Raw genomic sequence first — 17,223 nt, forward strand, 5'->3', positions numbered from 1 at the left:
AGCTGATCGTCGGGCACGGCGGACTGGACGGGTGGAGGGTAGTGGTCTTCGCCGAGGAGCCCCGGCTGGCCTACGACCGGGTCGCCCTGAGCGCCCTGTTCTCGGGAACGACGCCGGAGGAGCTGTCCCTCGTCGCCGAGGGGGCCTATGACGGCGTCCTGGTCCACCTGGCCGACCCCGCCGTGTCGGTGGACCGGAAGCAGCGCCTGGTCGTGTCGGCCTCAGGGGCGGAGGAGCGCTACGACGCCCTGGTGCTGGCCACCGGTTCCTACCCCTTCGTCCCGCCCGTGCCCGGCCACGACCTGCCCGGGTGCTTCGTGTACCGCACCATGGACGACCTCGAGCGAATTCGTCTCTACGCCGACGGCGCCCGGGTGGGCGCGGTGGTGGGCGGGGGGCTTCTGGGCCTGGAGGCCGCCAATGCCCTGCAGGCTCTCGGCCTCGAGACCCACGTGGTCGAGGTGGCCGACCGCCTCATGCCCCTGCAGGTCGACGACGGAGGTGCCTCGGCCCTCGAGGCGCGGATCACCGAGCTGGGTGTCTCCGTGCATACGGGCGTCCAGACGACCGATCTGCTGCCCGGGCCCGAGGGCCGGGTGGGGGCCATGCGCTTCACCGACGGCCCCGATCTCGATGTGGACCTGGTCGTGTTCTCGGCCGGGATCCGGCCCCGGGACGACCTGGCCCGCAGCTGCGGGCTCGAAGTGGGGCCGCGTGGGGGCGTGGTCGTGGACGACGCATGCCGCACCTCGGACGCCCGGATATACGCCATCGGCGAGTGCGCTCTCGCCCGCGGCCGGACCTGGGGCCTGGTCGGTCCGGGCAACGACATGGCGCGGGCGGTGGCGTCGCAGCTGATGGGTGAGGCCGCCGAGTTCACCGATGCCGACCTCTCGGCCAAGTTGAAGCTGATGGGTGTCGACGTGGCCAGCTTCGGCGACTGCTTCGGGGAGACCGAGGGCTCCCGGGACGTGGTCCTCCGCGACGACGTGTCCCGGGTCTACAAGCGGCTCGTCCTGGACGGGGACACGGGGGTGGTGATCGGCGGGGTGCTCGTGGGGGACGCCAACGCCTACCAGCTGCTGCGCCTGATGGCGTCGGGTCAGGTCCCGACGCCGGAGCGGCCCGAGCTGCTGCTATTCCCTGCCGGTGCCGACCAGGCCGGTCCCGGCGTCCTCTCCATGCCCGACGAGGCGACCATCTGCTCCTGCAACAACGTCACCAAGGGCTCCATCTGCGCCGCCATCGGAGAAGGGGGGATCACCGACGTCGGGGGCGTGAAGGCCACCAGCCGGGCCGGGACGACGTGTGGGGGCTGCGTCCCGCTCCTAGCCGATCTCCTCCGGGACGAGCTGCTCAAGGCCGGGGTGGTCGTCCGCAACGATCTGTGCGAGCACTTCGCCCACAGCCGGCAGGAGCTGTTCGACATCGTGCGGCTCCGGAGGATCGGGACCTTCGCCGAGCTGCTGGCCGGATACGGACAGGGTCGGGGATGCGAGATATGCAAGCCGGCGGTGGCCTCGATGCTGGCCTCGCTCGGCAGCGGGTACATCCTCGACGGGGAGCAGGCCGGCCTGCAGGACACCAACGACCACTTCCTGGCGAACCTGCAGCGGGACGGGAGCTACTCGGTCGTACCCCGGGTGCCCGGGGGAGAGATCACGCCCGACCAGCTGATCACCATCGGTGAGGTGGCTCGAGAGTTCGGCCTGTACACGAAGATAACCGGGGGGCAGCGGATCGACCTGTTCGGCGCACGCGTCGAGCAGCTCCCGGCGATCTGGGCCCGGCTCATCGACGCCGGCATGGAGTCGGGTCACGCCTACGGCAAGGCGCTGCGCACGGTGAAGTCCTGTGTGGGCCGGACCTGGTGTCGCTACGGGGTGCAGGACTCGACGAGCATGGCGGTCCGGCTCGAGCTGCGCTACCGGGGTCTGCGGGCCCCCCACAAGATCAAGTCGGCGGTGTCGGGATGCACCCGGGAGTGCGCCGAGGCCCAGAGCAAGGACTTCGGGGTCATCGCCACCGAGAGGGGATGGAACCTCTACGTGGGCGGGAACGGCGGGATGCGCCCGCAGCACGCCGAGCTGCTGGCCTCCGACCTGGACGACGACACGCTCATCCGGTACATCGACCGCTTCTTGATGTTCTACATCCGTACGGCGGGCCGGCTCGAGCGCACCGCCACCTGGTTGAACAAGCTCGACGGTGGGATCGACTACCTCCGCAGCGTCGTGGTGGACGACCTGCTCGGCGTCGGTCCGGAGCTGGAGGCGGAGATGGACCGCCATGTGGCCGGCTACGAGTGCGAGTGGAAGGCCACCGTCGCCGATGCGGACCGGGCCGCCCGGTTCCGGACCTTCCTCAACGACGACCGGCCCGATCCCAGCATCGTCAGGGTCCGGGAGCGGGGCCAGATGCGCCCGGCCCACCGTCACGAGAAGGACCACGCGGGGGCGGGCCGGTGAGCGCGCGGACCAGGGCACCCGGCGGAGCGCCGGTCGGCGCACAGATGGCGGGGGCCGAGACGGTCGACCTCTGGGTCGACGTGTGCGCCCTGGACGAGCTGACTCCCGATCGCGGGGCGTGCGTGCTGGTGGGCTCGGAGCAGGTGGCCCTGTTCCGCCTCTCGGGTGAGGACCGGGTCTACGCCCTGTCCAACCTCGATCCGTTCAGCGAGGCGTACGTCCTGTCGCGCGGCATCGTGGGGTCGAAGGGGGACACGCCGAAGGTGGCCTCTCCGGTCTACAAGCAGAGCTTCGACCTGCGCACCGGGCAATGCGTGGACGACGGATCGGTGTCGGTCCCGGCCTACCCGGTGGCCCTGTCCGGCGGAAGGGTTCTCGTGGGAATCGGGTGAGCCTGCTCCCGGCCATGGCCTCCGTAGACGACGCTCCTCACCCCTCTTCCCCGTCGCGGGGAGGCGCGGGTGGCCGTGGTCCCCGGGCGGACAGAGGCCGCTCACAAAGGCCCCCGTCCGCTGTGAGCGGCCCGTCACTCTGCCTTCGCGCTCCGGCAATCGGCGGGCAACCGGACTGCTGTTGAGTTGCCCAGGTCGGCGGCACGTCGCTCGGTCACCGGCGGACGCCGCGACGTGCTCACCGAGCAGGAACCAACCACAAGGAGGAACGGCAGTGACCGTCGGAATACAGGAGGCCCTGGGAGACCAGGCCGAGCTGGCCACCACCAAGGCCCGGATACTGCGCCGAAGCTGGCCTTCGTACCTGTTGAGCTCCATGCTGGCCGGCGCCTTCGTCGGGGTGGCGGTGCTGCTCATGGTGATGGTGAGCGCGTCGTGGATCGTCTCCAAGGGGCCGGTGGCCAAGCTCGTCGAGGGGTCGGTGTTCGGCGTGGCGCTGGCCCTGGTCGTGTTCGCCGGGGCGGAGCTGTGGACCGGCAACGCCATGGTGATGGCTCAGGGCCTGATGAAGCGCACCGCCTCGCTGTCCGACGCGGTCGCGGTATGGGTCGGGTCGTTCGTCGGGAACCTGGTGGGATCGATCGGCTTTGCCGTGCTGGTCAACGCCAGCGGGGTCCTGCACACCGGAGCGGAGAAGGGCAAGCCGGCGGTGTTCGTCACCGCGGTGGCGGCGCTGGTGAAGTCGAAGGCGGCCCTGACGGGAGGCCAGCTGTTCTTCCGCTCGGTCCTCTGCAACATGCTGGTGTGCCTGGCGATGTGGATGGCGGCCCGGACCAAGAGCGACGCCGCCAAGCTGATCGTGCTGTCGTGGGGCCTGTTGGCCTTCGTGGCGTCGGGCTTCGAGCACTCCGTCGCCAACATGACGCTGTTCTCCCTGGGGGCCCTGGCCCACGTCGGCACGTGGTCGGAGCTGGCCCGCAACCTCATGTGGACCGGTCCCGGGAACCTGGTCGGGGGAGCCCTGCTCGTCGGTGCGGCGTACGGCTGGCTGGGCCGACCTCTTCCCGCCTCGGTGGGAAGGGTCGATCTGGCCGTCGAGCGGGTCGAGCCCGCTGCCGCGCCGGCCCCTGTGGCCGCCGCCAGCTGAGATCACCGGCCCGGCCCGGCTCGGCAAAGGCGCCGAGCCGGGCTCCGGTCACCCCCCTCCGGTCAACCCAGGATCACCTCGGCCACGGTGCGCATCTCGTCGAGGGAGCGGGCGCCGATGACCAGGCCGGTCACCCCCGCCTCCTCCCACATGGGCAGCTCGGCCCGGATCTGCTCCCGGGAGCCCACCAGGGAGATGTCGGCCACCATCTGCAGCGGGACGGCCGCCGTCGCCTCGTCCCGCCGGCCCTCGAAGAACAGGTCCTGGATCTGATCGGCCTCCTTCTCGTAGCCCATGCGAGAGAAGACGTTCTTGTGGAAGTTCATCTCCTTGGCGCCCATGCCGCCGATGTAGAAGCCGAGCATGGGCCGCATCGACTCCAGCACCTTGTCCCGCTCGTCGGTGACCACGATCGAGCAGTTGGTCAGGATCTCGAAGCGGTCGGGTGTGGTCCGGGCGCCGGGGCGGGAGAAGCCCTCGTTGAGCCAGCTCCGGTACATGTCTCCGACCTTGGGCGAGTAGTAGATCGGCAGCCACCCGTCGGCGATCTCGGCGGTCAGGGCCACGTTCTTCGGGCCCTCGGAGCCGAGCAGGATCGGCAGGTCGGCGCGCAGGGGATGGGTGATCGGGCGCAGCGGCTTGCCGAGCCCGAGGGAGTTGGGCCCGGTGTAGGGCAGGGGGAAGTGGGGCCCCGGGCTGGTGACGGGCGCCTCCCTCGCCAGCACCTGGCGGACGATGCCCACGAACTCGCGCGTGCGGGCCAGCGGCTTGCCGAAGGGCTGCCCGTACCAGCCCTCGACCACCTGCGGACCCGACAGCCCCAGGCCGAGCACCATCCGCCCGCCCGAGAGGTGGTCGATGGTCAGGGCGCTCATGGCCGTCGAGGTCGGCGTGCGGGCCGACATCTGGATGATCGAGGTGCCGAGGCGGACGCGACTCGTCGACGCGCCCCACCACGCCAGGGGGCTGAAGGCGTCCGACCCCCACGACTCCGCGGTGAAGACGATGTCGAAGCCGAGCTTCTCGGCCTCCAGGATCTTGTCGAGGGCGTCGGCGGGCGGCTGCGCCCCCCAGTACCCGAGCTGCAGACCGAGCTTCATGCCCCGACAGTAATGGCCAATGAGAACGTGTTCCAGATATGGTGCCGGCCATGCCCATCGACAAGGTCGTCGGCAGCTTCGACGAGGCGGTGGCCGACGTGGCGGACGGATCGCTCATCCACATCGGCGGCTTCGGGGGCCCGGCGGAGTACCCCAGCTACCTCATCGCCGCCCTGGCCCGGAAGGGGTCGAAGGGCCTCACCGTCACCGGCAACCACTCCGGTTTCTCGGAGGGCCAGCTGACGATGATGAAGCAGCGGATGTCGGGGATGATGGCCTACCCCGACGACTACTTCAGCCCCGGGATCCTGGTCGAGCGGGGGCAGGTGGCCAAGGGCATCCTGGCCTTCCCCGTCCTGCCCGGCGCCGCCCTCAAGGTCCCGTTCGAGGAGCTGCTGGAGAAGGGCGAGGTCGAGCTCGAGCTCATCGGCCAGGGCAGCCTGGCCGAGCGGATCCGGGCGGCCCGGGCGGGGATAGCCGCCTTCTACACACCGGTCGGGCCGGGGACGGTGACCCAGCGCGACAAGGACGTGCGCTGGTTCGACGGCCGTCCCCATCTGCTGGAGCGGGCCCTCAAGGGGGACTTCTCGATCATCCGGGCCCACAAGGCCGACCGGTGGGGCAACCTCGTGTACCGGGGCACGGCCCGCACCTTCAATGCCACCATGGCGGGCGGTTCCCACGTGACCATCGCCGAGGTGGACGAGATAGTGGAGCTCGGGGAGCTGGACCCCGAGTGCATCATCACCCCCGCCCCCTACGTGCAGCGGGTCGTGGTCCGGCCCCAGGAGCCGGTGTCGGACTGGAGGACGGCATGCTGAGCACCCCGCGATTCGAGGACAAGCCCCGGCTCGACGACTGGGCCATGGCCATGCGCGCCGCCCAGGAGCTCGAGGAGGGCGGCAAGGTCTTCAACCTCGGCTTCGGGATCCCGATGCTCATCTCGAGCTTCGTCGACCGCGACGCCGAGGTCCTGCTGCACTCCGAGAACGGCGTGATCGGCTTCGGCCCGGTCATCGAGGACCCCGAGCGGGCCGACCGGTACTGCATCAACGGCGGCGGCCAGCCCGTCGAGAAGCGGCCCGGAGTGGCCTTCATGTCCCACGAGGAGTCGTTTGCCCTGATCCGCGGGGGCTGGGTCGACGTCACCTTCCTGGGCGCCCTGCAGGTGGCGGCCAACGGGGACCTGGCCAACTGGAAGGTGCCCGGCAAGATCAGTGGCGCCCTCGGAGGGGGTCAGGACCTGGCCTTCTGCGCCAAGTCGGTGGTGTGCATAACGACCCACCAGACCAAGGACGGCACGCCGAAGATCGTGAACCGCCTCAGCCTGGACATCACCGCCCCGGCCTGCGTGAGGCGGATCATCAGCGACATCGCCGTCATCGACATCAACCCCGACGGGCTGGTCCTCCGGGAGGTCCTGCCGGGCTGGACCCCCGACGAGGTCCAGCAGGTGACCGAACCGGAGCTCTCCGTGGCCTCCGACCTGCTCGAGATGGCGCTCTAGAGGGCGCAGAGCGCCGTGGCCGACCGCACGCCGGTGATCGTGGGCGTCGGGCTGTCCGACTACCCGAAGGCGCCGCACCTCGACTCGGTGCAGCACCACGTGCAGGCCATGCAGCGGGCCCTCGAGGACTGCGGCCTGCCCAAGTCGGAGATCGACGGGTACATGTGCGCGGGCAGCCCGATGGGCGGGGACGACGCCGCCGGCATGGCCGAGTACCTGCGCATCGACCACCGGTTCATCGACGGGACCATGGTCGGGGGTTCGACCTTCGAGTTCTTCGTCCAGCACGCCGCCGCCGCCATCCAAGAGGGCCTCTGCGACACCGTGCTCATGACCTACGGCTCCAACCAGCTCTCGGCCCAGGGCCGGATGCTGGGCAGCCGGGGCTTCCAGGGCCGGGGGGCGCGGGTGCCCGGAGGAATGCAGTACGAAGCTCCGTACGGCAACGTGCTGATCGGGTCCTACGCCATGGTGGCCCGGCGCCACATGCACGAGTTCGGCACCACGTCCGAGCAGCTGGCCGAGGTGGCGGTGGCGGTGCGCCAGCACGCCCAGATGAACCCCGACGCCATGTACCGGGACCCGCTCACCGTCGAGGACGTCGTCGGCTCCCGGATGATCGCCGATCCGCTCCACAAGCTCGACTGCTGCGTGATCTCCGACGGCGGCGGGGCCGTGATCATGACCACGGCCGAGCGGGCGCGCGACCTGCGCCAGGCGCCGGTCTACGTGCTCGGCGCCGCCGGCGCCCACACCCACTGGAACATCTCGCAGATGGCGGACTTCACGACGTCCGGGGCGGCCAAGGCGGGACCGGAGGCGCTGGCCCGGGCCGGCGTCCGGCCCGAGGACATCGACACGGTTCAGCTGTACGACAGCTTCACCATCACGATCCTGCTGCTGCTCGAGGGCTTCGGCTTCTGCGGGCGGGGGGAGGGCGGGCCCTTCGCCGCCTCCGGGGTGCTGCGGCCGGGCGGGAGGCTGCCGCTCAACACCGACGGCGGGGGGCTGTCGTCCTGCCACCCCGGGATGCGGGGCATCTTCCTTCTGATCGAGGCCGCCCGGCAGCTCCGGGGCCAGGCCGGGCCGGCCCAGGTCCCCGACTGCCGGCTGGCGGCGGTGGGGGGCTCGGGCGGCTTCCTCTCCTACATCGGCACGGCCATCCTGGGCTCCGAACACCCCTGATCCGGGCCGGTCCCGGCCCTCGCCGGTTGCCAGTTGCGACCCCAAATTAGAATGTGTTCTAATCCGCCGGTGACCGAGTTACGCACTAGTGAGACCAAGCTCGAGTTCCCGTACAGCCGGACTCTCGGGCCGGTGGTGGGGGGGTTCCTGGCCGGTCTGCGGGACGGCCGGCTGCTGGGGATCAAGGCCAAGGACGGCCGGGTTCTGGTCCCGCCGGTCGGCTACGACCCCGAGACCGGGGAGCACCTGGGAACCGACATGATCGAGGTCGGCCCCGGCGGCACGGTGCGGGCCTGGACGTGGGTGGCCGAGCCCTCGGCCAAGCACCCGCTGGACAGGCCCTTCGCCTTTGCCCTGGTGCAGCCCGACGGCGCCGACACGACCATGGTGCACGCCGTGGACGCCGGCAGCCCGGACAAGATGTCCACGGGGATGAAGGTCACGCCGCGGTACCGGAAGGAGCCCCACGGGCTCGTAACCGACCTCGAGGCATGGGAGCCGGCCCGATGAGCGACACCACGACCGACACCAAGAAGGAGAACATGGTGATGGAGCACCTGGTCTCCCTCACCTACCGGGAGCGGCTCACGCCGAACCTGAACCGGTTCGTGGACGAGCTGCTCGAGGGCCGCCTCGTCGGCCACAAGTGCCCGGTCTGCGGCCGGGTGTACGTGCCCCCCAAGGGCTACTGCCCCCTCGACGTGGTGGCCACCGGCCCGGAGAACGAGGTCGAGGTATCCGACACCGGGACCCTGACCGGCTTCACCATCGTCACGCCGGTCGCCTACTACGGGCAGAAGGAGACCCAGCCCTTCGTGTACGCCACCGTGCTGCTCGACGGGGCGGACACCCCCCTCGGCGGCCAGGACATCACCGGCATCGCCCACGACCAGCTGCGGGCCGGCCTGCGGGTGAAGGCCATCTGGTTGCCCAAGAAGGACCGCAAGGTCGAGGGCATCTCCAACCGGGGCTTCGGCGGCCTGGGTGAAGTGATCACCAGCTTCGAAGCCACCGGCGAGCCCGACGCTCCGCGCGACGTCTACAAGGAGCACATCTTCTAAATGGCCGCCACATCCTCCAACGAAATCGCCATCGTCGGCTTCGCCCAGAGCCCCTCGGTGCGCGACGCCGATGCCAGCGAGGTGCAGCTGCTCGTCCCCGTGGTGGCGGCGGCCATCGAGCACGCCGGCATCGAGCGCCGGGACATCGGCTTCACGTGCTCGGGCAGCTGCGACTACCTGACGGGCGGCCCCTTTGCCTTCGTGTCCAACCTGGAGGCGGCGGGAGCATGGCCCCCGATCTCCGAGTCCCACGTCGAGGCCGACGGGGCGTGGGCCCTCTACGAGGCCTGGGTGCGCCTGCTCGAGGGTGACATCGACCTGGCCCTGGCGTTCGGGTCCGGAAAGTCGTCCCCGTCCAACCCGGCCGAGGTGTGGGCCCAGCAGCTCGACCCGTACTACCTGGCCCCCCTCGGCATCGACCCGGTCTCGCTGGCGGGGATCCAGGCCCGCGCCCTCCTCGACTCGGGCAAAGCCACCGAGCGCGACTTCGCCGAGGTCGTGGCCCGCAGCCGCCGCAACGCCAAGTCCAACCCCAACGCCCAGCTCAAGGGGGACGTCGATGTGGACGCCCTGCTGGCCGAGCCCTACTACCGGGAGCCGCTGCGCCGGCACGACCTGCCCCCCATCTCCGACGGGGCGGTGGCGGTGATCCTGGCCCGGGGGGACAAGGCCCGGGCCATCTGCTCCCGCCCGGTGTGGATCCGCGGCATCGACCACCGCATCGACGCCCACCAGCCCGGCATGCGCGACATCACCACGTCGAGCTCGGCCACGTTGGCGGCGCGCAAGGCCGGCTACGACGGCGGTCCCGTGGACGTGGCCGAGGTGTCGACCCCGTTCAGCCCCCAGGAGATCGTCCTGCGCGAGGCGCTGGGGCTCCCCGCCGGCACCAACGTCAACCCGTCCGGCGGCGCGCTGGCGGGGAACCCGATCATGGCCGAGGGGCTGATCCGGATCGTCGAGGCGGCGGCGCGGATCATGGACGGCTCCGCCAACCGGGCGCTGGCCCACGCCACGAGCGGCCAGCTCCTGCAGCAGAACCTGGTATGCGTCCTGGAGGGTGAGTGATGGAGCGGTGTGCGGTCGTCGGCGTCGGCCAGACCAATTTCAAGAAGAAGCGTGAGGACGTCTCGATAGCCGGGCTCCTGCGAGAGGCCATCGACCGGGCCCTCGAGGACGCCGACCTGTCGATCAAGGACATCGACGCCGTGGTCATCGGGAAGGCCCCCGACGCCTTCGAGGGCATCGTGCAGCCCGAGATCTTCCTGGCCGACGCCATCGGCGCGGCCAACAAGCCGCTGTTGCGGGTCCACACCGCCGGCAGCGTGGGGGGCTCGACGTTCGTGGTCGGAGCCCACCACGTGATCACGGGCATCCACGAGCGGGTGCTGGCCGTGGCGTGGGAGAAGCAGTCCGAGGGCAACGCCCAGTGGGGACTGGCCGGGGGGCGCTCGGGCGGGATCGGGGCGGGAGGCGCCTTTGCCCCGTGGATGCGGGCCTACATCGAGGAGTCGGGTGCGCCCGAGTACATCGGGTGGATGGTGGCCGTGAAGGACCGCCGCAACGCCGCCAAGAACCCGTACGCCCACCTGAAGATGCCCGACATCACCCTCGAGACGGTGAAGGAGTCCCCGATGCTGTGGGACCCCATCCGGTTCCACGAGTCGTGCCCGTCGTCGGACGGGGCCTGTGCCGTCGTGCTCACCAACGAGGCGGGAGCCAAGCGGGCGCCCCGCCCGGCGGCGTGGGTGCACGCCCTGGCCGTTCGCACCGAGCTGGGCCAGTTCCCCGGACGCAACCCGGTGCGGCCCCAGGCCGGCGTGGACTGCGCCCACGATGTGTACCGCCAGGCCGGCATCACCGACCCCCGCGCCCAGATCGACATGGCCGAGCTCTACGTCCCGTTCAGCTGGTACGAGCCGATGTGGCTCGAGGGCCACGACATCGCCGGTCCGGGCGAGGGCTGGAAGATGGTCGACTCGGGGGAGACCGACATCGACGGCAGCTTCCCGGTGAACCCCTCGGGCGGCGTGCTGTCCACCAACGCCATCGGGGCGTCGGGCATGGTCCGGTTCGCCGAGTGCGCCCTCCAGGTGCGGGGGATGGCGGGGGAGCACCAGATCGACGGGGCCCGGACCAGCCTGGCCCAGGCGTACGGGGGGGCGGCGCAGTACTTCGCCATGGGCGTGCTGCGCTCCGAGCCTCCGCAGTAGGGAAGTACGCCGGTGCGGCCCTACCGGCTGATCTCGGCCGACAGCCATGTCAACGAGCCACCGGACCTGTGGACGAGCCGCGTGCCGGCGGCGCTGCGCGACCGGGCGCCGCGCGTCGAGCAGTTCCCCGAGGGGGATGCCTGGGTCATCGAGGGGGTGAACGAGCCGGTCAACTTCGGCTGGAATGCCTGCGCCGGCCTCCCGCCCGAGGAGATGACCGGCTGGTCCCGCGTGGCGGACACCCGCCGCGGCGGCTACGACCCGGCCGCCCGCGTCGAGGAGATGGACCGGGACGGGGTCGACGCCGAGGTGCTCTATCCCACGCCCCGGCTGTCCAATGCGATCGTGGCCAACCGCGACGCCGAGTACCACCTGGCCATGGTGCGCGCCTACAACGACTGGATCTCCGAGTACGTGGAGCACGCGCCGGAGCGCTTCGCCGGGTTGGCCATCCTCCCCAACCGGGGTGTCGAGGCGGCGGTGGCGGAGATCGGCCGGGTTCTCGACCAGCCCGGGATGCGGGGCGTGGTCATGGGGTGCTACCCCAACGGCACGCTGGCCCTCCAGCCCGAGGACGACAAGGTGTGGGGCACCCTCGAGGAGCGGAGGGTGCCGTTGGGCATCCACGTTTCGCTCACCCAGGCCATGCCCTCGGCCCACCGGGCCAAGCTGCCCGGCTACGGACGCTTCTTCGACGCCCCCAACCGGATGATCGAGATGGTCTTCGAGGGCGTGTTCGATCGCTTCCCGGAGCTGGATGTGGTCTTTGCCGAGGTGGACTTCGGCTGGGTGCCCTACGTGAAGGAGCAGATCGACAACAACTACCAGCGCCTGGAGCCGACCAGCCGCTTCGGTCTGCCCGCTCCGCCGAGCGAGTACATCGACCGCCACTTCCACTTCGGCTTCATCACCGACACCTTCGGCCTGCGCAGCCTGGCGTGGATGGACCCCCGGCGGGTCCTGTGGTCCAGCGACTACCCCCACATCAGCGCCGACTGGCCCTACTCGTGGCGCACCATCCAGGCCTCGATGTCGGGGGTGCCGGGGGACCAGCGCTCGCTGATCCTGGCCGGAAACGCCAGCCGCCTGTACCAGTTCGGCTGAGGGTCTCCTGACGTGTCGGGTCCCTGGCCGGCGGCCGCCCGGCCCCGCCCCGAGCGTCTCTCCGTCTACGTCATCAGCATCACCCCGTTTACCGGCGACGGGTCCTTCGACGAGGAGTCCACGCGCTCGCACCTGCGCCGGATGGCGGCGGGCGGGGTCGGCGTGTACCTCGGCGGCGGGGGCAGCGGCGAGGGCTACGTGCTGTCGCGCCCCGAGACTCTGAGGCTGCTGGAGATCGGCGTGGAGGAGCTGCGGGGTCAGGTTCCGGTCCGCGCCATGGGCGTCGAGCCCCGCTCGGCGGCCGAGATGGTCGACCTCATCGGGACGGCGGCCGCGACCGGGATCGAGGCCGTGCAGGTGTACTCACTCGATCCGGGCCACGGCCACCGGCCGACGATGGACGAGGTGCAGCGCTACTTCGACGACGTGCTCGGCCAGGTGGCGGTGCCGGCGGTGCTCTCCACCCATCAGTCGGTCGGGTACCAGGTACCCGTTCCCCTGCTGGTCGACCTGGCGGAGAGGCACCCGCACCTGATCGGGGTGAACTGCAGCCACCAGGACCTGGGCTACCTGGCGGCGCTGGCCGACGCCGTGACCGACCGCCTGGAGCTGCACGTCGGGGGGCCGCAGCTGGGCCTCACCGCCCTGGCCCTGGGGGCCAACGGCTTCCTGTCGTCGGAGGCCAACCTGGCCCCGCGGCTGTGCGCCGAGGTCGTCGCAGCGGCGGGCGCCGGTGACGCCCATCGGGCCCTCGACCGGTTCGGCCGGCTGCTCCGGCTGTCCGGCGCGCTCTACGGCGCCGGCGGCATCCGCGCCACCAAGGCCGTGCTCGGCGCCCTCGGCCTGCCCGGCGGGGTGCCCCGGCTCCCCCAGCTCCCCGTTCCCGCCGACCGCCTGGCGCCGCTCCTGGCCCTGGTCGAGGAGCTCGGCCTGGCGGAACTGGAGAGCTGGGGCTAGTCCGCCGGGTCACTCCGCCGGAATCGACTGCTCCGGCTGCTCAGTCGGCTTTCCGGGCCGCCTTGGCGGCGGCGGTCGACTCCTCGAGGCGCTCGGCCTCCTCCCGGGTCGCCAGCGCCTTCTCCTTCTCCGAGAGGGCCGTCGCCTTCTCGTCGAGCGCGGCCAGGTGGGCCTTGCGCTCGCTGGCGGTCAACGCCTTTTCTCCGGCCCGCTCCGCCTTCTCCTGGGCCTCCCGACGGCGCCCGGCCATCTCCTCCACGTTCTCGAGGCGCTTGGCTTCGGCGTCCTCGGCCGCCTCCCGGCGGGTCTCGGCCGTGCGTTCGGCCTGCTGACGGCGCATCTTGGCGCGGCTGGTCTCCTCGGCCAGCTTGCCGTCGGCCATCTCCTTCTTCCGGGCGGCCGCGGTCCGCAGCCGGAGCGCCTGCTCCCGCTCCTGGGCGGCCTGCCGGCGCCGGAGGGCGTCCTCCACCAGCGGGCCGTCCCCCGTCACCCGGCCGAGCGCCTCCCGGGCGGCGGCATCGGCCTGGTCCACCGCTATGCGTGCCGGTGAGACCGGGTCCCGTCCCCCGGTCACGCGCACGACGGCGTCGATCGGCACCCGCACGACCCGGATGTAGCCATCGATGAGCGAGCGCGGTATCACGTGCCAGTCCATCACGCCTCCTCGGGATCGATTGCGTCGGCGCGTCGGGCCGCGGCCGCGGCCGCCGCCGCTGTGGCCGCGGCGTGGCTGGCCGCTCTGGCGTGCTCCTGGCGGGCGCGGCCCAACTCGGCTTCCGCGGCCCGCTTCAGAGCCTGGCGCTGGCGCTCGGCAGCCTCCTCTTCACGGCGGGCCTCCGTCTCCACCTGCGCCCCGGCGCGGGCCACCTCCTTCTCCAGCTGCTCCCGCTGGCGCTCGGTGGCCATCTCCTGCCGCAGGCGGGAGCGCTCAAGCTCTATCTCGCGACGCTCCTCGTGCAGGTCGGACTCCTGCTCCGCCTCATCGGCGCGCTCGGCGCGCCGGCGGCTCTCCACCTCGGCCTCGACGGCCGCCTGCTGCAGGCGGCCCTCCCGAGCCAGGTCGTCGTGGCCGATGACCTGGCCGACCGCCTCTTTGGCCTTGCCGGCGATCTTTCCGGCGATGCCCGAGGCAACGCTCTCGTTCTGAGCGGAATCGCTCACAAACACTCCTCTCGATGTCTCACTGGTATTTGCGTCTACCCAGCGACGAGAGGTCCGAAAAGAGACGGATGACACTGCGTGGGAACAAACTCTTCCAATTCCGCCGCGGCCCTGGCGGGACCCGGAGGAGAGGCGCCCCCCCGCATCGGTTTCACATGCTCCGAAATCACCTCGCGCGGTCGGCCGATGCGCCGTTGGGGGCTCGCAGTGAATTCGGACCATGTGAAACCGACACAGTCGGGCGACCGCGGGAGACCACCTCAGGCGGGGAGCGTGACCGCCGCCCACTTGGTGACGGCATCCGCCACCGCGGCGGGCGAAGCCCCCTCCAACCGGACCAGCTCGGCAGCGGGGAAGGCGGCCACCACCTCCTCGGTCTCGCCGGGGGAGAGCAGGGCCGGGCCGGGCCCGGCCGTCTCCACGACCAGGACGGGAACCGACACGGCCCCCGCCGCCCGCAGGGCCAGGCCCCGGTCGGTCTGACCGGGGACACCGTGGCCCAGGCGGGGGTCGAGCCGCCCGCCGGCCGGTGCCGGCGCCAGGGCGGCGGGATCGTCGGCCAGCCTGCGCACCCAGGCCCGCTCCGCTTCCACCGCCGCCGGCGCGTCGAGCCAGGGACCGCCCAGCCCGTCGACCAGGACGAGCGCCACCGCCCGGCTCCCGAGGGCCAGCAGCTCCGCCCCCCACCCGGACGGGCCCACGCCCACCACCACGGCGGACTCCACCGCCCCCTCGGCCAGCACCAGCGCGCCGAAGAGGGCGGGGTCGGCCCGGTGGTACCCGCCGCCCAGGGGCGGCTCCCGTCCGGCGTGACCGGGGAGGTCAGGGGTGTGAACGGCGCCCGGCCACCCCGCCGCCCGGAAGGCCCCGGCCCACGGCGCCCCACCCTCGGGGTCTCCCAGGGCGTGGAGTACCAGGAGGTCGCTCATTACCCGACGCCCGCCAGGAAGCCGTCGACCGCCGCCATCACCGCGTCCGGCTGCTCGACGTGCACGTAGTGCCCGGCGCCGGGCACCACCACGTGGCGGGCCGTGGGCAGGTGGGCCAGCCGGTCCTCCTTCTCCTGCGGAGACAGCTCGCCCCAGGTGTCGGGCTCGCCGCCGGTGAGCACCAGGAGGGGACAGCGCAGCAGCCCGTTCTCGGCGTTGTGGCGCCCGGCGCTGAGGGCGCCGGGCATCCCCATGCCGTACACGGGGTCGGCCTTCCATGCCGGGCCGCCATCGGTCCCGACCGAACCGTGGGCCACGAGGTGCTCGGCCCACGCCCGGGGCAGGCGGCTGTTCACCTTCATCCGGCGCTCGACCATCTCACCGGGCGAGCCGTAGACCCGCACCGGCCCGGTCAGCGCTCGCACCGTCCCGTCCAGGCCCCGCCGGGCGCCCTCGGCCGGGTCCCCCTGGTCGAACACGGCGTTGGGGGGTCCGAGCCCGTCGATGCTGACCACCCAACGGGCCAGCTCGGGCCAGACGCCGGCGACGTAGACGACCAGGCGCGCCCCGTAGGAGTGGCCGATCCAGCCCACGGGCCGACCGAGCCCCCGGGCCAGGAGGGCCAGATCCACGGCGCTGGCGGCAAAGAAGTTGAGCGAGTGGTTGTGCCCGCTGTCCCCGAAGCCCCGCAGGTCGGGGCACACGACCCGGAAGCCCCGGGACGCGATCCGCGGCGCCAGTCCGTCCCACATCCGCCCGTGGTCGTGGGCGCCGTGGGCGCAGATCACGACCGGAGCGGCGGGATCACCCCACTCCCAGAGGCGGAGACGGGTGCGGTTGACCTCGACGTGGCCGGCCCGGTCGGGCTCCCGGTCGGGGGCGGCGGCCGGGGTCAAGCGGCGGCGCTCAGCTGGCCGCTGATGCCGCCGCCCGGAGCAGCGCCTCGTTGGGGCTGTCGGGAAGCTTGTCCAGCGGGAGGGCCAGCTCTTCCACCGTCGGCCCGTACTTCTCCGCCTCCGGTGCCAGCTTGGCCAGGTCGAAGTCGTAGAGCTTGGCGCAGTTCTCGCCCAGCAGCCTCTGCAGCTCGCCCGGCTCGACGCCCTGGAAGACCTGGCGCAGGTGCTCGCGCGTGTAGGGGTGGGTGCCCTCGTCGTGGGGGTAGTCCGAACCCCACATGAACCGGTCGGGGCCGAGGAAGTTGCGCATCTCGGCGTCGGGAGGTGCGGGCTGGCTCACACCCATCCACACGTTCTGGGCGAAGTACTCGCTCGCCAGCTTGTTGAGCTTCTCACCCTCCCCGTAGCGGATCTCACCGGTCTGGCCCGTCTTGCGGATCTGGTCGATGGTGCGGTCGAGGCCCTTGAGCAGGCCGGGCACCCAGGCGGCGCCGGCCTCGGTGATGACGAACTTCAGCCGGGGGAAGCGCTCGAAGATGCCGCCGAGAACGAACTGCACCAGCGGGCGCTGCGAGTAGAACGGGACCTCGTTGATGTAGAAGAGCATCGAGAACGGGTACTTGCCGTAGTCCGGCGCCCCGGTCCCGCCGTGCACGTTGACCGGGATCTCGAGATCCTGGATGACCTCCCACAGCCGGTCGTACTCGGGGTCGTAGACGGGCTTCACCCACTTGGCGTCGGGCGGGACGTTGGGGAGCAGCAGGCCGCCGCGGAGGTTGTTCTCCTTGATGAACTTCACGTCGTCGATGGCGTCGTCGATGTCGTTGAGGAAGATCTGGCCGATGCCGGCCCGCTTCTCGGGGAACTCGTTGCAGAAGTCGACCAGCCAGCGGTTGTGGGCGCGGATGCCGGCCAGGCGGTGCTCGTACTCCTCGGGCTTCGGGGGGGCGGCGAACAGCACGAAGCTCGGGAAGAAGGGCGGCACCGTGTTCGGGAAGATGACCTCCCCGACGATCCCGTCCTCGAGCTGCTGGCTGTTGCGCATCTCGTTGTCCCAGTTCCGCAGCCGGCGGTTGTCCCCCAGGTCCTTGAACGGGTTCTTG

At 71.4% G+C, this 17,223-nt stretch carries 18 protein-coding genes; 12 read left to right on the forward strand and 6 right to left on the reverse strand.

Going from position 1 to position 17,223, the window contains the following annotated elements; translation table 11 throughout:
• From nirB to VFW24_06045, 3 genes are all read left to right on the forward strand, one after another.
• Positions 1-2,468: nitrite reductase large subunit NirB (nirB, locus tag VFW24_06035; GenBank protein HEX5266314.1), on the forward strand; the 2,468-nt coding region annotated here is incomplete at its 5' end.
• Positions 2,465-2,860: a nitrite reductase small subunit NirD gene (nirD, locus tag VFW24_06040; GenBank protein ID HEX5266315.1), complete on the forward strand. Its 396-nt coding sequence runs from the start codon at positions 2,465-2,467 to the stop codon at positions 2,858-2,860. The genes nirB and nirD, both read left to right, overlap by 4 nt.
• A 274-nt stretch (positions 2,861-3,134) precedes the next feature.
• Positions 3,135-4,007, forward strand: coding sequence for a formate/nitrite transporter family protein (locus tag VFW24_06045; GenBank protein ID HEX5266316.1), 873 nt, complete (start codon positions 3,135-3,137; stop codon positions 4,005-4,007).
• Between the two features lie 62 nt (positions 4,008-4,069).
• On the opposite strand, the gene VFW24_06050 is transcribed toward VFW24_06045, so the two are convergent.
• On the reverse strand, positions 4,070-5,107 hold the full coding sequence (locus VFW24_06050) for an LLM class F420-dependent oxidoreductase (GenBank protein ID HEX5266317.1): 1,038 nt from the start codon (positions 5,105-5,107) through the stop codon (positions 4,070-4,072).
• Positions 5,108-5,157: 50 nt separating this feature from the next.
• Here VFW24_06050 and VFW24_06055 point away from each other — a divergent pair, with 50 nt between their 5' ends.
• From VFW24_06055 to VFW24_06095, 9 genes are all read left to right on the forward strand, one after another.
• Positions 5,158-5,928: a 3-oxoacid CoA-transferase subunit A gene (locus VFW24_06055; protein ID HEX5266318.1), complete on the forward strand. Its 771-nt coding sequence runs from the start codon at positions 5,158-5,160 to the stop codon at positions 5,926-5,928.
• Positions 5,922-6,614 (forward strand): CoA-transferase, encoded by a 693-nt coding sequence (locus VFW24_06060; protein ID HEX5266319.1) that lies wholly within the window; start codon positions 5,922-5,924, stop codon positions 6,612-6,614. The genes VFW24_06055 and VFW24_06060 overlap by 7 nt, the downstream gene beginning before the upstream one ends.
• Before the next feature lie 15 nt (positions 6,615-6,629).
• Positions 6,630-7,799, forward strand: coding sequence for an acetyl-CoA acetyltransferase (locus VFW24_06065; GenBank protein ID HEX5266320.1), 1,170 nt, complete (start codon positions 6,630-6,632; stop codon positions 7,797-7,799).
• A gap of 69 nt (positions 7,800-7,868) precedes the next feature.
• Positions 7,869-8,309 (forward strand): OB-fold domain-containing protein, encoded by a 441-nt coding sequence (locus VFW24_06070; GenBank protein HEX5266321.1) that lies wholly within the window; start codon positions 7,869-7,871, stop codon positions 8,307-8,309.
• Positions 8,306-8,860 carry a Zn-ribbon domain-containing OB-fold protein gene (locus VFW24_06075; GenBank protein ID HEX5266322.1) on the forward strand — a complete coding sequence of 185 codons (555 nt, stop codon included), beginning with the start codon at positions 8,306-8,308 and terminating at the stop codon, positions 8,858-8,860. The genes VFW24_06070 and VFW24_06075 overlap by 4 nt, the downstream gene beginning before the upstream one ends.
• Complete coding sequence (locus tag VFW24_06080) at positions 8,861-9,928, forward strand: thiolase domain-containing protein (GenBank protein HEX5266323.1); 1,068 nt, start codon at positions 8,861-8,863, stop codon at positions 9,926-9,928.
• Positions 9,928-11,073, forward strand: coding sequence for a thiolase domain-containing protein (locus VFW24_06085; protein HEX5266324.1), 1,146 nt, complete (start codon positions 9,928-9,930; stop codon positions 11,071-11,073). Before VFW24_06080 ends, VFW24_06085 begins: the two co-directional genes overlap by 1 nt.
• 12 nt (positions 11,074-11,085) lie before the next feature.
• Positions 11,086-12,177 (forward strand): amidohydrolase family protein, encoded by a 1,092-nt coding sequence (locus VFW24_06090; protein ID HEX5266325.1) that lies wholly within the window; start codon positions 11,086-11,088, stop codon positions 12,175-12,177.
• Positions 12,178-12,189: 12 nt separating this feature from the next.
• On the forward strand, positions 12,190-13,134 hold the full coding sequence (locus VFW24_06095) for a dihydrodipicolinate synthase family protein (GenBank protein HEX5266326.1): 945 nt from the start codon (positions 12,190-12,192) through the stop codon (positions 13,132-13,134).
• Positions 13,135-13,174: 40 nt separating this feature from the next.
• Here VFW24_06095 and VFW24_06100 read toward each other — a convergent pair whose 3' ends face one another.
• The 5 genes from VFW24_06100 to VFW24_06120 form a co-directional block, all read right to left on the reverse strand.
• Positions 13,175-13,789 carry a hypothetical protein gene (locus VFW24_06100; protein ID HEX5266327.1) on the reverse strand — a complete coding sequence of 205 codons (615 nt, stop codon included), beginning with the start codon at positions 13,787-13,789 and terminating at the stop codon, positions 13,175-13,177.
• Positions 13,789-14,295 carry a hypothetical protein gene (locus VFW24_06105; protein HEX5266328.1) on the reverse strand — a complete coding sequence of 169 codons (507 nt, stop codon included), beginning with the start codon at positions 14,293-14,295 and terminating at the stop codon, positions 13,789-13,791. Before VFW24_06105 ends, VFW24_06100 begins: the two co-directional genes overlap by 1 nt.
• Positions 14,296-14,555: 260 nt before the next feature.
• Positions 14,556-15,224, reverse strand: a complete 669-nt coding sequence (locus VFW24_06110; GenBank protein ID HEX5266329.1) for a hypothetical protein — start codon at positions 15,222-15,224, stop codon at positions 14,556-14,558.
• Positions 15,224-16,120, reverse strand: coding sequence for an alpha/beta hydrolase (locus tag VFW24_06115; protein HEX5266330.1), 897 nt, complete (start codon positions 16,118-16,120; stop codon positions 15,224-15,226). Before VFW24_06115 ends, VFW24_06110 begins: the two co-directional genes overlap by 1 nt.
• A 10-nt stretch (positions 16,121-16,130) precedes the next feature.
• A partial coding sequence (locus VFW24_06120; protein ID HEX5266331.1) for an amidohydrolase family protein occupies positions 16,131-17,223 on the reverse strand: 1,093 nt, incomplete at its 5' end.

This window comes from Acidimicrobiales bacterium (assembly GCA_036273495.1).
Taxonomy (GTDB): Bacteria; Actinomycetota; Acidimicrobiia; order Acidimicrobiales; family JAJPHE01; genus DASSEU01.